This window comes from Micromonospora sp. C97, from assembly GCF_018070385.1.
GTDB classification, from domain to species: domain Bacteria; phylum Actinomycetota; class Actinomycetes; order Mycobacteriales; family Micromonosporaceae; genus Micromonospora; species Micromonospora parva.
Genome location: NZ_JAGPXU010000027.1, coordinates 26,151 through 39,940, shown reverse-complemented (window position 1 = coordinate 39,940; position 13,790 = coordinate 26,151). Strand labels below are relative to the sequence as shown.

The 13,790-nt window shown below is 70.3% G+C and carries 14 protein-coding genes; 13 read left to right on the top strand and 1 reads right to left on the bottom strand.

Going from position 1 to position 13,790, the window contains the following annotated elements:
* Nucleotides 1-464: 464 nt before the first annotated feature.
* The gene (locus KBX26_RS26305) at nucleotides 465-1,451 is read right to left on the bottom strand and encodes a phosphotransferase (RefSeq protein WP_307857912.1); all 987 of its coding nucleotides are present in this window, start codon (nucleotides 1,449-1,451) and stop codon (nucleotides 465-467) included.
* Nucleotides 1,452-1,512: 61 nt separating this feature from the next.
* Here KBX26_RS26305 and KBX26_RS26300 point away from each other — a divergent pair, with 61 nt between their 5' ends.
* The 13 genes from KBX26_RS26300 to KBX26_RS26240 all read left to right on the top strand — a co-directional run bounded on the left by KBX26_RS26300 (nucleotide 1,513) and on the right by KBX26_RS26240 (nucleotide 13,768).
* The gene (locus tag KBX26_RS26300; protein WP_030336505.1) at nucleotides 1,513-2,049 is read left to right on the top strand and encodes a DUF4240 domain-containing protein; all 537 of its coding nucleotides are present in this window, start codon (nucleotides 1,513-1,515) and stop codon (nucleotides 2,047-2,049) included.
* A gap of 116 nt (nucleotides 2,050-2,165) precedes the next feature.
* On the top strand, nucleotides 2,166-4,043 hold the full coding sequence (gene lepA / locus KBX26_RS26295) for a translation elongation factor 4 (protein WP_030336504.1): 1,878 nt from the start codon (nucleotides 2,166-2,168) through the stop codon (nucleotides 4,041-4,043).
* 455 nt (nucleotides 4,044-4,498) lie between these two features.
* Complete coding sequence (locus KBX26_RS26290) at nucleotides 4,499-4,783, top strand: GlsB/YeaQ/YmgE family stress response membrane protein (protein ID WP_030336503.1); 285 nt, start codon at nucleotides 4,499-4,501, stop codon at nucleotides 4,781-4,783.
* Between the two features lie 544 nt (nucleotides 4,784-5,327).
* Nucleotides 5,328-5,612: a GlsB/YeaQ/YmgE family stress response membrane protein gene (locus tag KBX26_RS26285; protein ID WP_030336502.1), complete on the top strand. Its 285-nt coding sequence runs from the start codon at nucleotides 5,328-5,330 to the stop codon at nucleotides 5,610-5,612.
* Between the two features lie 249 nt (nucleotides 5,613-5,861).
* Complete coding sequence (locus KBX26_RS26280) at nucleotides 5,862-7,148, top strand: sugar ABC transporter substrate-binding protein (protein ID WP_030336500.1); 1,287 nt, start codon at nucleotides 5,862-5,864, stop codon at nucleotides 7,146-7,148.
* Nucleotides 7,145-8,131: a carbohydrate ABC transporter permease gene (locus tag KBX26_RS26275; protein ID WP_030336498.1), complete on the top strand. Its 987-nt coding sequence runs from the start codon at nucleotides 7,145-7,147 to the stop codon at nucleotides 8,129-8,131. The genes KBX26_RS26280 and KBX26_RS26275 overlap by 4 nt, the downstream gene beginning before the upstream one ends.
* Nucleotides 8,128-8,958, top strand: coding sequence for a carbohydrate ABC transporter permease (locus KBX26_RS26270; protein ID WP_030336496.1), 831 nt, complete (start codon nucleotides 8,128-8,130; stop codon nucleotides 8,956-8,958). Before KBX26_RS26275 ends, KBX26_RS26270 begins: the two co-directional genes overlap by 4 nt.
* 71 nt (nucleotides 8,959-9,029) lie before the next feature.
* Complete coding sequence (locus KBX26_RS26265; RefSeq protein WP_210866632.1) at nucleotides 9,030-9,671, top strand: MOSC domain-containing protein; 642 nt, start codon at nucleotides 9,030-9,032, stop codon at nucleotides 9,669-9,671.
* Nucleotides 9,672-9,752: 81 nt separating this feature from the next.
* Nucleotides 9,753-10,349 (top strand): helix-turn-helix domain-containing protein, encoded by a 597-nt coding sequence (locus KBX26_RS26260; protein ID WP_210857844.1) that lies wholly within the window; start codon nucleotides 9,753-9,755, stop codon nucleotides 10,347-10,349.
* Nucleotides 10,349-10,720 (top strand): hypothetical protein, encoded by a 372-nt coding sequence (locus KBX26_RS26255; RefSeq protein ID WP_030336491.1) that lies wholly within the window; start codon nucleotides 10,349-10,351, stop codon nucleotides 10,718-10,720. The genes KBX26_RS26260 and KBX26_RS26255 overlap by 1 nt, the downstream gene beginning before the upstream one ends.
* Nucleotides 10,717-11,637 (top strand): ABC transporter ATP-binding protein, encoded by a 921-nt coding sequence (locus KBX26_RS26250; protein ID WP_030336489.1) that lies wholly within the window; start codon nucleotides 10,717-10,719, stop codon nucleotides 11,635-11,637. The genes KBX26_RS26255 and KBX26_RS26250 overlap by 4 nt, the downstream gene beginning before the upstream one ends.
* Entirely contained in the window at nucleotides 11,637-12,434 is a 798-nt protein-coding gene (locus tag KBX26_RS26245; RefSeq protein WP_030336487.1) for an ABC transporter permease, read from the top strand. The genes KBX26_RS26250 and KBX26_RS26245 overlap by 1 nt, the downstream gene beginning before the upstream one ends.
* Nucleotides 12,435-12,577: 143 nt before the next feature.
* Nucleotides 12,578-13,768, top strand: coding sequence for a low temperature requirement protein A (locus KBX26_RS26240; protein WP_210866631.1), 1,191 nt, complete (start codon nucleotides 12,578-12,580; stop codon nucleotides 13,766-13,768).
* Nucleotides 13,769-13,790 lie beyond the last annotated feature (22 nt).

Sequence of the window (13,790 nt, the reverse complement as noted above, 5' to 3'; positions counted from 1 at the left end):
CAGCCTCGTCTTGATAGCTCGGGTTGGTCAGCTTATTGCGCATGATGACGAACATGCGTCACCGCTGCGCGAAGAGCCAGGTTACCAGGTCGCCCGGGACGAGCCAAAACGGCTCGGCCGAAACCGCCTCCGCCCGGTTCGCGGGCTCATCCGGACGCTCGACGCTTGATCCACTCGCCTTCCTGCAAACCGGGCCATCCGACCACGGCTGACAGCCCGACTTCAAGAAACCCGAGTCGATCACGAGCCGCCGGCCCGCCGGCCCGCCGGGGCCGCCGAGCCGCCGAGCCGCCGGGGCCGCCGAGCCGCCGAGCCGCCGGGGCCGCCGAGCCGCCGAGCCGCCGGGGCCGCCGGGCCCGCCGAGCCGCCGAGCCGCCGGGGCCGCCGGGCCCGCCGAGCCGCCGGGCCCGCCGAGCCGCCGGGCCCGCCGAGCCGCCGAGGCCGCCGGGCCGCCGGGGCCGCCGTCACTGCCAGCCCTGGCGGTCGGCCAGCCAGCTGAGCGACTGCTCGCCGCTCCATCGCTGGTGTGCGCGCCGGTGCGGCGAGGCCGTGGGCGGTGCGGCCGCCGCGCCGGTGAGGTAGTAGCCGGCGAGCGCGGCGAGCGCGGCGTCCAACGCGTCGGCGGGCGCGCCCGCGCACGCCGGGTGCGTGGCGAAGAGCCGGTCCGCGTCCAGCCCACTGGCGTACGCGGTGAGCAGCAGGCCGGCCAGGTCGAACCAGGCGGGCCCGGAGCAGACCCAGGTCCAGTCGCAGAACCAGGCTCGGCCGTCCGACCCGATCAACACGTTGTCGAGCCGTAGGTCGCCGTGGATCAGACCGGTCGCCCCGGCGGCGTACCGGGGGAGGAGCGACTCCAACTCCACCAGCTCGGGCAGCCGGGCCAGCAGCGGCGCGGGCAGGGGTGGGGTCGGCTCGCGACCGGCGGCGACCTCCTCCCACCAGAGGATGTCCGACCGGGCCAGGTCGGCCAGGCGCGGCAGGCCGAGCGCGGTCAGCTCGGCCGGCGGGTCGGCCAGGGCGGCGGCGATCTGCGCGTACCCGGCCAGGGTGGCGTCCAGCTCGGCGGGCACCCAGGGCAGGCTCGGGGTGTGCCCGTCGACGGCGTCGGTGCACAGCACGAACCAGCCGGCCGCGGAGAGGGTCCACCGGGGGCGGGGCGCCGGCAGGTCCACCGGCAGCCGGTCGAGGATCGCGGCCTCTCGGGCGTACCAGTCGACCAGATGCGGTTGCTCGGCGGCGGGTGCGGCCTTGACGAAGGCCCGAGCACCGTCGGCGGTGTCGAGCACGGCGGCGAAACCTCTGGTGAAGCCCGCGCCCGCGACCCGGGCGGTGACCACCGGCGCGCCGAGCCGGTCCGCGACCGCGGCCCGCAGCGCCGCCGGTAACGCCGGCCACGACGGGCGCTGGGCGCTCGCGTGGTACGGCACCGGCGGCAGTTGGGGCGAGGACACCCCACCATGCTGCCCCGGGGTACGTGCACGACGCGCGGCGGCACTGCCAGACTGCCAAGCCATGAGGACCGAGGACTTCTGGCAGCTGATCGACGAGGCGCGGGCGGGCGGCGGTGGTGAGCCCGGCCCGGTCGCCGCGCGGGCCGTCGCGCTGCTCGCCGAGCGCGACCCGGAGGACATCATCGGGTACGCGCGGCATCAGACGCGGGTGCTCGCCGCCTCGCACAAGGCGGATCTGTGGGGCGCGGCGTACCTGATCAACGGCGGTGCCTCGGCCGACGGCTTCGAACACTTCCGGGGCTGGCTGATGACGCAGGGGCGTGCCGTCTTCGCCCGCGCTGTCGCCGAACCGGACTCGCTGGCCGAACTGCCCCAGGTGCGGGCGGCCTCGCTCACCGGCGAGGAGTTCTCCGCCGAGCAGATGCTCTCGGTGCCCTGGGACGCGTACCGCAAGGCCACCGCTACCGACCTGCCGGCGGACCGTGACCCGGTGCGGACGCCCGACCTCAACGACTTCTGGGACTTCGACGACGAGGACGAGGCGCGCCGGCGGCTGCCCCGGCTGGCCGCGCTCTTCGTCGAGCCGCCGATGGAGTGAGGGGTTCTCGGGCCGATCCATCGCCCGCGCAGTGGGGGCACCCCGGCGGCGTGGGAACATAGAGGGGGTCGGCGGCGCGCCGGCCTGTTCACGTCAGCCGACCAGAACGGACCGCTGTGCCACCGAAGCTCGATCCCGGCGCGAACGCCCCTGGTGCCACCGACCCCGGTCGCATCCGGAACTTCGGCATCATCGCCCACATCGACCACGGGAAGTCGACCCTGGCCGACCGGATGTTGCAGCTCACCGGCGTGGTCGACCCCCGGCAGATGCGCGCGCAGTACCTGGACCGGATGGACATCGAGCGCGAGCGCGGCATCACCATCAAGAGTCAGGCCGTCCGCATGCCGTGGACGATCCGCGAGGGTGAGCGGGCCGGCGAGCACGCCGTGCTCAACATGATCGACACCCCGGGGCACGTGGACTTCACCTACGAGGTGTCCCGGTCGCTGGCCGCCTGCGAGGGCGCTGTGCTGCTGGTCGACGCCGCCCAGGGCATCGAGGCGCAGACCCTGGCCAACCTCTACCTGGCCCTTGAGAACGACCTGCGCATCATCCCGGTGCTCAACAAGATCGACCTGCCGGCCGCGCAGCCGGAGAAGTACGCCGAGGAATTGGCCCACCTCATCGGCGGCGACCCCGCCGACTGCATCCGGGTCTCCGGCAAGACCGGCGAGGGCGTCCCGCACCTGCTCGACGAGATCGTCCGGCAGTTCATCCCACCGGTCGGCGACGCCGAGGCGCCCGCCCGGGCGATGATCTTCGATTCGGTGTACGACGTCTACCGCGGCGTCGTCACCTACGTCCGCGTCATCGACGGTCGGATCAGCGCCCGCGAGCGGATCAAGATGATGTCCACCGGCGCCGTGCACGAGCTGCTGGAGATCGGCGTCATCTCACCCGAGATGGTCAAGGCCGAGGCGCTCGGCGTCGGCGAGGTCGGCTACCTGATCACCGGCGTGAAGGACGTCCGGCAGTCCCGGGTCGGTGACACTGTCACCATCAACAGCCGGCCGGCGGCCGAGGCGTTGGGTGGCTACAAGGACCCGAAGCCGATGGTCTACTCCGGCCTCTACCCGATCGACGGGTCCGACTACCCGAACCTGCGCGAGGCGTTGGACAAGCTCAAGCTCAACGACGCCGCGCTGGACTACGAGCCGGAGACCTCCGGCGCGCTCGGCTTCGGCTTCCGCTGCGGCTTCCTCGGCCTGCTCCACCTGGAGATCATCCGGGAGCGGCTGGAGCGCGAATACAACCTCGACCTGATCTCCACCGCCCCGAACGTCGTCTACCGGGCGATCACGGACGACGGCGAGGAGATCGTGGTGACCAACCCGAGCGAGTACCCCACCGGCAAGATCGCCGAGGTGTACGAGCCGGTGGTCCGGGCCACCGTGCTGACCCCGAACGACTACGTGGGCGCGGTGATGGAGCTGTGCCAGGGCCGGCGCGGCACCCTGCTCGGCATGGACTACCTCTCCGCGGACCGGGTGGAGCTGCGCTACACGCTGCCCCTCGCGGAGATCATCTACGACTTCTTCGACCAGCTGAAGAGCCGCACCAAGGGCTACGCGTCGCTGGACTACGAGCCCTCCGGCGAGCAGGCGTCCGACCTGGTGAAGGTGGACATCCTGCTGCACGGCGAGCCGGTGGACGCGTTCAGCGCCATCGTGCACAAGGACAAGGCGTACAACTACGGCGTCACCATCGCCGCGAAGCTGCGCACGTTGATCCCGCGCCAGCAGTTCGAGGTGCCGATCCAGGCGGCCATCGGCAGCCGGGTCATCGCCCGCGAGACCATCCGGGCGATCCGCAAGGATGTGCTCGCCAAGTGCTACGGCGGTGACATCAGCCGCAAGCGCAAGCTGCTGGAGAAGCAGAAGGAAGGCAAGAAGCGGATGAAGATGGTCGGCCGGGTCGAGGTGCCGCAGGAGGCCTTCATCGCCGCCCTCTCCTCCGACTCCGGCGACGGCAAGGCCGCCGGCAAGAAGTAGTTCACGACGCTGTACGCGCCCGGGTGTCACACGCCCGGGCGCGTCGCGTTTCAGGGCGTCCCGGTCGCCCCGCGTGGTGTGGGCGTCGGCGTCGGCACCGTCTCCACTGGCGCGGGGGGCGGGGTGCTTCGTGCTGGGAGCGTCGGCGCTGTGGCGCGGGGCGCTGTGGTGCGGGTGTTGGGGCGCGGGGTGCTGGGGCTCGGCGCTGTGGTGCGGCGGTGCGACCGTCGGTGCGGCAATTTTTTCCGTCGCTGTCGTCGGGTCGGTGGGTCGACGAAACCGCCTCCTACCTGTGTGGACGCACTCACGGGCCAATCGACGCGTCGCTGGAGCATCGACGAGTGACGCTCTTCTTCGGGGTGAGTCGGTTTGGGTTTTCGGGGGGCCGGGCACTTAGCCGTCACGACAGGAAGCACACAGCTCGTGTGTCAGACATTCTTAGAAGGAGGGCGACCGTGGAGTTCACCGTGTGGGGCATCATCACTGCGATCGTTGTTGGTCTCATCGTCGGCGCGCTCGGCCGTCTGGTCGTCCCGGGCCGGCAGAACATGCCGATCTGGCTGCACATGCTGATCGGTATCGGTGCGGCACTGCTGGGCACCGTTCTGGCGCGGGCCATCGGCATCGCGACCGAGACGAGCGGTGTCGACTGGGGCGAGCTGCTGGTGCAGGTCGTGGTCGCGGCGATCGCTGTCGCGCTGGTGGCCGGTGTGGGTGGCCGCCGCCGCGTGACCCGGTAACACCACGGCACCAACCCTTACCAGCGACACCATCGATGGGCGCCCGGCCGACAGGTCGGGCGCCCATCGACGTTCCGCCCGCCACGGGTGGGGCGTCGCCGTCTTCATACCGTCGCGACGGCCTCCCGCCCGACGTTTCGGCAGGCGGCCCGATGTCTGTCTGTGCGGCCGAAGGTCCGCGGCGTGCAGCTCGCGGTCTACGCGGCGCAGCCTCCCGAGTCTGCTGGCGACTTGCCAGGCGTGCGGCGAGCCGGATCGCGGTCATCGTTTCGGTTCCCGGGGGAGCCGGGGGTTCCGGGTCGCCGCACTGGCACGCCGCAGCCCCGTATCTCTGCCAGCTCCGGTCGAACGACGACACCGCCGAATGCGGCGACCCCTTGTTGAACGCGGCCAGTGGTCGCGGGCGGTGGAACGTGCTCCTCTCGGCCAGATCGTGATCGTTTGGTGAGTGAAGTCGGTTTGGAATTTGGGTGGGTCGGGCAATTAACGGTCACGACAGGAAGCACACGCACCGTGTGTCAGACATTCTTGAAGGAGGGTGGCCGTGGAGCTCACCGTGTGGGGCATCATCACTGCGATCGTTGTTGGTCTCATCGTCGGCGCGCTCGGCCGCCTGGTCGTTCCGGGCCGGCAGAACATGCCGATCTGGCTGCACCTGCTGATCGGTGTCGGTGCGGCGCTGCTGGGCACCGTTCTGGCGCGGGCCATCGGCATCGCGACCGAGACCAACGGTGTCGACTGGGGCGAGCTGCTGGTGCAGGTCGTGGTGGCCGCGATCGCTGTCGCGCTGGTGGCCGGCGTGGGTCGCCGCCGCAGCATCACCCGATAACGACCCGGCATCATCTGGTAACACCCCACCACCGGTGGGACAGCACCACTCGAAAGAGCGCCCGGCCACGCCGGGCGCTCTTTCGTGTTGAAGCGCCCAACTTTGGCCCGACGTCGGAGTGCCCGCCGGTGGGGCGCTGCGGTACGTTCGCCACGCTTCGGCCAGCGCCACCCACTGTCGTAAAGGAATTCTCCGTACTAGGGTGCGGCGGAGAAGGTTAGTTCCAGGCGGCGCGAGGGGAGAAGTGGCGTGAACAGGTGGAAGCGGTTGGCCCCGGTCACCGCCATGGTGGCCTCGGCCGCGATGGTGCTGACCGGCTGTGGGGGCTCCGGCGACGACGCGGCCGACGACAGCAAGCTCACGGTCTGGATGATGGGCGAGGGCGGGGACGCGCAGAATTCCTTCCTCGACGGGGTCGAGGCCGAGTTCCGTCAGAAGCACCCCGACACCGATGTGGTCGTGCAGTACATCCCCTGGCTGGAGGCGCCCAAGAAGTTCCAGGCCGCGCTCGCCGGCGGTGAGGGACCGGACATCACCGAGCTGGGCAACACCGAGACCCAGGGGTGGGCCGCCCAGGAGGCGCTCGCCGACGTGAGCAGCCGGATGGGTGGCTGGGCGGACGGCAAGGACCTGCTGCCCGACCTGGTGCGTAACGCGCAGCTCGACGGCAAGCAGTACGGCGTGCCCTGGTACGCGGGTGTGCGGGCCATCTACTACCGCACCGACTGGTTCGCCGAGGCCGGCGTGCAGCCCCCGAAGACCTGGGACGACCTGGTCAGCGTGGCCAAGGCCGTGCAGGCGAAGAAGAAGGGCACGTACGGCATCGCCCTGCCGGGCAACTCCGAGCTGCCCTTCTACTCCTTCCTCTGGGGAGCCGGCGGTGAGATCGCCAGCAACCAGGGCGGCACCTGGAAGTCCGGCTACACCACGCCGGAGGCGCAGCGGGCGGTCAAGTTCTGGACCGACCTGGTGACCGTCCACAAGGTGGCCCCGCCGGCCGCCGCGGGCTGGAACGAGATCGACGCGCGTACCCAGTTCGCCACCGGCAAGGCCGCGATGGCCTTCGCCGGCAGCTGGCAGCAGGGTGCCATCAAGAAGGACAACCCCGAGATCGAGAAGGTCTGGGGTACGTTCCCGATCCCCGGCCCGGACGGCAAGGCGGCGCCCGGTTTCGCGGGCGGCTCGGACGTGGCGATCTGGAAGGACAGCGAGCGGCAGGACCTGGCCTGGGACTACCTGACCGTGCTGCTGAACAAGAAGAACGCGCAGAGCTTCGCGAGCAGCCTCGGCTTCTTCCCGGTCTACCAGGATCTGGTGTCCGGTGACGCGTACGCGAACGACAAGGTGATGGCGGCGTTTGCCACCACGATGCAGAACACCAAGCTCACGCCGCTCACCCCGAAGTGGGTGGAGGTCAGCCGGACGAAGACGGTGACCCAGGCGATGAACAGCTCGGTGATGAAGGGTCAGAAGACGGTCGAGAAGGCCACCGCCGACGCGGCCACCGAGATGGAAAGCATCCTCAACGCCAAGTGAGCACGCTGACCGAGGTGCCGGAGGCGGCCGCCGCGCGGGACACCCCCGCGCGGCGCCGTCGCCGGGTGGACCGCCTGCCCTACCTGCTGCTCCTGCCCGCCCTGCTGATCATCGGGGTGCTGCTGCTCTGGCCGCTCGGCCAGGTGGTGGTGATGTCCTTCTACCGGCTGAACAGCGTCCGGCAACTACGCGGCGATCGGGAGTGGCCGTGGGTGGGGCTCGGTAACTACACCGACATTCTCTCCGATCCGTTCTTCCTGACCGTGCTGCGCAACACGGTGCTGTTCGCCGCGGCCAATGTGCTGCTCACGATGGTGCTCGGCACCCTGGTGGGGTTGCTGCTCAACCGGCTCGGTCGCAAGATGGCGACGTTCGTGGCGAGCTGCGTGATGCTCGCCTGGGCCACGCCTGCGCTGACCGGCACCATCGTCTGGAAGTGGATCTTCGACGATACGAGCGGCCTGGTCACCTGGTTGTTCAACGCGCTGCCGGACGGGCTCTCGAACGGCCTGTTCGGGCGCAGCGACTGGACCGGCTACGGCTGGTTCAACTCGCCACTGCTCTTCTTCGCCATCCTCACGCTGGTGGTGGTCTGGCACTCGTTCCCGTTCATCGCGGTGAGCGTGCTCGCCGGGCTGAAGAGCGTGCCGAGTGAGCTGCACGAGGCGGCCCGGGTGGACGGCGCCAGCCCGTGGCGGGTCTTCTGGAAGATCACCTTTCCGTTGCTGCGCCCGGTCTTCGGAATCCTGATCGTGCTCTCCACGATCTGGGACTTCAAGGTCTTCACCCAGCAGTTCGTGCTGGCCGGCGGCACCCAGGACCGGCCGACGTTCATGCTCGCCATCTACTCGTACGCCGAAGCGTTCTCTCCGCCGCCGAAGTACGGGCTCGGCGCGGCCATCGCGGTCATCCTCACGCTGATCCTGTTGGTGGTCACCGGCTTCTACGTACGCATGGTGCTCAGGCAGGAGGACGAGTCGTGAAGAAGGTCGCCCTCAACGGCGCCGGGCTGCTGGTCGCGCTCTTCGCGGCGTTCCCGGTCTACTGGATGATCTCCACCTCGCTGAAGCCGAGCAGAGAGATCTTCTCGGCCACCCCGCAGCCGGTGCCGACCCACCCGACGCTTGAGCACTACCGGGAGATCCTGACCGGCAACCTGATCCCCGGTGTCAGCTTCCTCGACTTCTTCCTCAACAGCGCACTCGTCGCCGTCTCGACGGTGGTGCTCAGCGGTCTGGTGGCGTTGCTCGCCGCGACAGCTGTGGCCCGGTTCCGCTTCAAGCTGCGGACCAGCTTTCTGATCATGCTGCTGGTGGTGCAGATGATCCCGCTGGAGGCGTTGGTCATCCCGCTGTTCCTGATGATCCAGCGGCTGGGGCTCTACAACACCCTGCCCAGCCTGATCCTCACGTACCTGGGTTTCTCGCTGCCGTTCGCGGTCTGGATGCTGCGCGGCTTCGTCGCGGCGGTGCCGAAGGAGCTGGAGGAGGCGGCGGCGATCGACGGGGCCAGCCGGGCCCAGACCTTCCGCCGGGTGCTCTTCCCGCTGGTCGCGCCCGGCCTGGTGGCCACCAGCATCTTCTCCTTCATCACCGCGTGGAACGAGCTGATCTTCGCGTTGACGTTCATCAACGACCAGGGCAGCTACACGCTGCCGGTGGCGATGACCTTCTTCTTCGGTCGCGACGACACCAACTGGGGTCCGGTGATGGCCGCGTCCACCCTGTTCACCCTGCCGGTCATCATCTTCTTCCTGCTGGTGCAGCGTCGGATGGTCTCCGGTCTGGTGGCCGGCGCCGTCAAGGGCTGAGGGTCGCCCCGGTACCGGTAGACGATCTTGAAGGCGGGTCGACCCTGCCGGCCCCCGCTAGGCTGACCGTCATGACGGGCAGGGTGGCAGCGGTGAACCTCGGCGTGGTGACCGAGGCGGAGTGGGCCGGCGACGCGAGCGGGCGCAGCGGCATCGACAAGCGGTCGGTGGGCTCGCCTGTGCTGTTCCGCGTCGACGGGGTGGTTGGCGACTTCATCGGCGAGCGGGCCCACCACGGGGGCGAGGACCAGGCGGTCTACGCCTACGCGGAAGAGGACGCCGCCTGGTGGGCCACCGAACTGGGGCGCGGTATCGGACCCGGCGGCTTCGGCGAGAACCTCACCACGTACGCGGTGGACCTGACCGGCGCGGTGATCGGTGAGCAGTGGCAGGTCGGATCGGCAGTGCTCCAGGTGACCAAGCCGCGAACGCCGTGCGCCACCTTCGCCGGCTTCTGGGGCGTACCGGATCTGATCAAGCGGTTCACCGTCCGGGCGCTGCCCGGTGCCTACCTGCGGGTGCTTCGCGAGGGGGAGGTGGGGCCGGGTGACCCGGTCGACGTGGTGGACCGGCCCGCGCACGGGGTGACCATCGGTGAGGTGTTCCGGGCCACCACCCTGGAGCCGGAGCTGCTGCCCCGCCTGCTGGAGGCACCCGACCTGCCGGAGTCGATCCGGGACAAGGTCCGCCGGCGTCTCGCCACCCGTAACTGACATCGAGGGCCGAAGGGCCCACCCGGGTGGAACGCCACGCTTTGTTATCACTATCAATAGTGATAACGTTCGGGCGTGGAGATGTCGAGAGAACGCTGGGCGGACCTGGCGCTGCACCCGGTGCGGATCCGGATCCTGCGTGCGGTCGCGGGCACCCGCCTGACCACGCAGGGCCTGCTTGAGCTGCTGCCCGATGTCCCACAGGCCACGATGTACCGGCACCTGGCGATCCTGGTCAAGGCCGGGCTGGTCGAGGTGATCGATGAACGCAGGGTGCGCGGTGCCGTCGAGCGGGTGTACGCGTTGCCCGCGCGCGGCGCGACGCTCGACCCTGCGGCCCTCGCCACGGCTACGCGGGAGGACCACGCCCGTTACTTCACGGCGTTCATGTCGAGCCTGCTGTCGGAGTTCTCCCGCTATCTCACCCGGGAGCGGATCGACTTCACCGCCGACGGCGTGGGCTACCAGCAACTCGTGCTGCACCTGACCGACGCCGAACTGGGCGAGTTCGCCGCCGGGCTCAACGCACTGGTGGGCCCGTTGCTCGGCAACCAACCCGGCGGCGGGCGGATACCGCGACTGTTGGCGACCGTCCTGCTGCCCACCGATCTGCCGACGGCCGACAGGCGCGCACCCGCGTCGACTGACGACTCCGACACGACGAGAGGGGAAGACTGATGGCATCGGTCATGGTGACCAACGATGTGATCGACATTCGATTCACCGGATGGGAGCGGGTCTGGGTCGGGCGGGAGCGGTTCGCACCGCCCCTCACCGCGGTGCGGCACGTCGCCCTGGTGGACAGCCCGCTCCGCCTGGCCCGTGGCGCACGCCGCGGATACGTGGTGTCCGGCTTCGCCAAGATCGGAGTGTGGGGCCTGTACGGGGGTCCTCGGCAGCTCGTGGCGGCCCGCCGGGCGGAACCAGGGCTGCACCTCGTTCTGGACCGGGCGGCGTTCGACGGCGAGTTCGACGAGGTGGTGCTCTCCAGCCCCGCCGCGCCGGGCCTCGTGGAGGCGATCACGCGTGCCATGGCGGCCCGCGCGTGACCGGCGACCACCTCGCGATCGAGGTGTCGCGCCTGACGAAGCGCTTCGGTGACGTCACCGCCGTGCGTGATCTGAGCTTCACCGTGCGACCCGGCGTGATCACCGGGTTCCTCGGCCCGAACGGCGCCGGCAAGACCACCACGATGCGCATGATGACCGGGCTGGTGTCGCCGACCGGTGGCACCGCCACGATCGGCGGGCGGACGTACGGCCAACTGGCCCGGCCGTCGCGCACGGTCGGCGCCGTGTTCGACGCCAACGCGTTCCACAGTGGACACACCGCCCGTGACCACCTGCGCGTCTACGCCGCGATGGGCGGATACCCGGACAGCCGCGTCACCGACCTGCTCGACATGCTCGGCCTCGCCGAGGCCGCACACCGGCGCACCCGAGGATTCTCCACGGGCATGCGGCAGCGGCTCAACCTCGCCACAGCGTTGCTCGGCGACCCCCGCGTCCTGCTGCTGGACGAGCCCGGCAACGGCCTGGACCCGGAGGGCGTGTCATGGCTACGCGGCTTCCTGCGCCAGTTCGCCGACGAGGGCCGTACCGTCCTGATCTCCAGCCACGCGCTCGGCGAGATCCAGCAGCTCGTGGATGACGTCGTGGTGATCCGGCGTGGCGAACTCGTCGCCGCCGGGCCCTGTTCCCAGCTCGCCGGCCCGCCGGCGGTGCTGGTCACCTCACCCGACGCGGCCGCGCTCGCTGCCGTCCTGACGGCCGGCCCCGCCAACGGCGGCCCGGCACCGCACGTCGAAGCCGCCGGGCCCGACCGGCTGCGGGTACGGGGGCTGGACGCGCCGGGCCTCGCCGACCTCGCCGCCGCCCATCACGTGCGGGTGCACGAGCTGGTCGTCGAGACCACCAGCCTCGAAGAACTCTTCCTCCACCTCACCAGGGACAAGGCGGTCAGCTGATGAACCTCCTGATCAGAGCGGAGTTCCGCAGGCTGCTGGCCACCCGGATGTGGGGCGGCCTGCTGCTCGCCGCCGCTGCGCTGGGCGGCGGCATGTTCGGGGCCATGGCGCTGGCGGGGCCGGAGAACTTCGACCCGCCGATGCCCGGTCTGGACACCGAGGCCGGCCTCCGCGCGATCCTCGGCATCCTCGGCTACACCGCGTTCGTGCCGGCCGCAGCCGGGGCCCTCGCGGTCACCTCCGAGCACCGACACCACACCGCCGCGGTCACCTTCCTGTTCGCGCCGCGCCGTGGGCGGGTGCTCGCCGCCAAACTCGCCACGTACGCGGTGGTCGGTCTCGCCTATGGGCTCGTCCTCGCGGGCACCGCCGCGGTGGCGCTGTTCGCCGTCGCCGCCGCCCGCGGCGTCGCACTCGGTCTGCCAGCCACCACAGTGCTGGCGCTGCTCGGCCGTATCGCCGTCGCGATGGTGGTCTACCTGCTCCTCGGGGCCGGGGTGGGCGCCCTCGTCCACCACCAGATCGCGGCGCTGTGTGTCGTGACCGGCTATCTGTACGTGGGGGAGCCGGTGCTGATGATGATCCCGGGCGTCAACACGCTGTACCCGATCCTCCCCGGCGGAGCCACCGCCGCGCTCACCGATTTCACCTACGTCGCCGACGCCATCTCCGCGGAACTCGGCAGCGGCGCCGTCCACCTCCTCCCACCGGCGGCCGGGGCTCTCCTGCTCACCGCGTACGCGGTGGCCGCCTCGGCGATCGCCGTGTTGCTGCCCCTGCGCCGGGACGTCACCTGACCGTCCCGTGCCGCCGGGACGACACGCCAGTGTCGGGGTGACCGGCGGACGGTAAGAAACGGATGACAGGGCCGAGCCCGAGCCGTTGCCCGTATTGTCCCCTTTGGGGGCGTGCGGTGGAGGCCGGGTGGAGCGCGATGTCGATGGCAACGGATGGCGGCGCCACGGCAGCGGCACCCACCGATCCGGACCTGGAACGTCCGGCGTTTCTGGAACTCTTCTTCGACCTCGTCTACGTCTTCGCGCTGGTCACTCTGGCGAACATGCTCGCCAACGACCTGACCTGGACCGGCCTCGCCGAGGCGTTGGTGCTGCTGCTCGCGTTCACGATGATCTGGGCGCTCACCGTGTGGACGGCGGACACCATCGACCTGACCCGTCCATCAGGGCAGGGGCATCTCATCTGGGTGGCGGCGGCCAGTCTGCTGTTGGCGGCGACCGCGGCCGACGCGTACGGCGATCGTGCGCTGCTCTTCGCGATCACCTTCGTGATCATTCCCCTCAGCACCACCGCCTACTACGCCGTTGTCGTCTCGAAGGGCTGGCCCCTGCGGCGTTCGACGATCCGGATCCAGACCTGGAAGTCCATCACCGCCGTCGGATGGATCGGCGGGGCGCTCGTGGGCGGCTCGGGCCAGCTGCCGATCTGGGCGCTCGCGGTCGTCGTCGAGTACGTCGGGGCGGTGTGCGGCTGGCCGCTGCCCCGGATCGGTCGCTCACGACCCCGGGACTGGCGGCTGGTCCACGCGCGGGTGGCCGAGCGCTACCGGCAGTTCGTCATCATCGCGCTCGGGGTGTCGATCTTCGTGACCGGGACGACCTTCAGCAGGAGCGAGTACACGCTGGAGAGCGCCTGGGCGCTGCTCGTGGTGTTCAGCACGGTGGTGCTGATGTGGCGGATCTACATCTACCGCGCCGGTGAGCTGCTGACCGACGCGATCGTCCGGTCGACCGACCCGGCGTTGTTCACCCAGTCCGCCGCGATCACCCATCTGATCATGGTGGCCGGCATCGCCGGCGCGGCGGTCACCAGCGACCTCGTGGTGAATCGACCGTTGGGCGAGACCCCGCCGTCGTGGGCCGCTGTCATCCTCGGCAGCCCCGCGTTGTACCTGCTCGGCCGGGGCCTCCTCGATTTCACCGTGTTCGGACGCATCTCGCGCTCCCGGCTGGCCGGCGTGGTGCTGCTGGGGTGCCTGGCGCCGGCCACGCCCGTGCTGCCGCCGATCCTGGTCGCCCTGCTCGCCATGATCGTGCTGGCCCTGATCGCCGTGGCGAACCTGGCCAGCACCCGACGACACACCCGTACCCCGGCGCCGCCGATGCTGGGGTGAGACTCCGCGCGGCCGGTGGGGC

Excerpts from the sequence above, each read along its gene's own strand:
- KBX26_RS26300 (WP_030336505.1), top strand. The coding sequence starts at position 1,513 with ATGAGGACCGAGGACTTCTGGCAGCTGATCGACGAGGCGCGGGCGGGC.
- KBX26_RS26265 (WP_210866632.1), top strand. The coding sequence starts at position 9,030 with ATGACGGGCAGGGTGGCAGCGGTGAACCTCGGCGTGGTGACCGAGGCG.
- KBX26_RS26260 (WP_210857844.1), top strand. The coding sequence starts at position 9,753 with ATGTCGAGAGAACGCTGGGCGGACCTGGCGCTGCACCCGGTGCGGATC.
- KBX26_RS26255 (WP_030336491.1), top strand. The coding sequence starts at position 10,349 with ATGGCATCGGTCATGGTGACCAACGATGTGATCGACATTCGATTCACC.
- KBX26_RS26245 (WP_030336487.1), top strand. The coding sequence starts at position 11,637 with ATGAACCTCCTGATCAGAGCGGAGTTCCGCAGGCTGCTGGCCACCCGG.
- KBX26_RS26240 (WP_210866631.1), top strand. The coding sequence starts at position 12,578 with ATGGCAACGGATGGCGGCGCCACGGCAGCGGCACCCACCGATCCGGAC.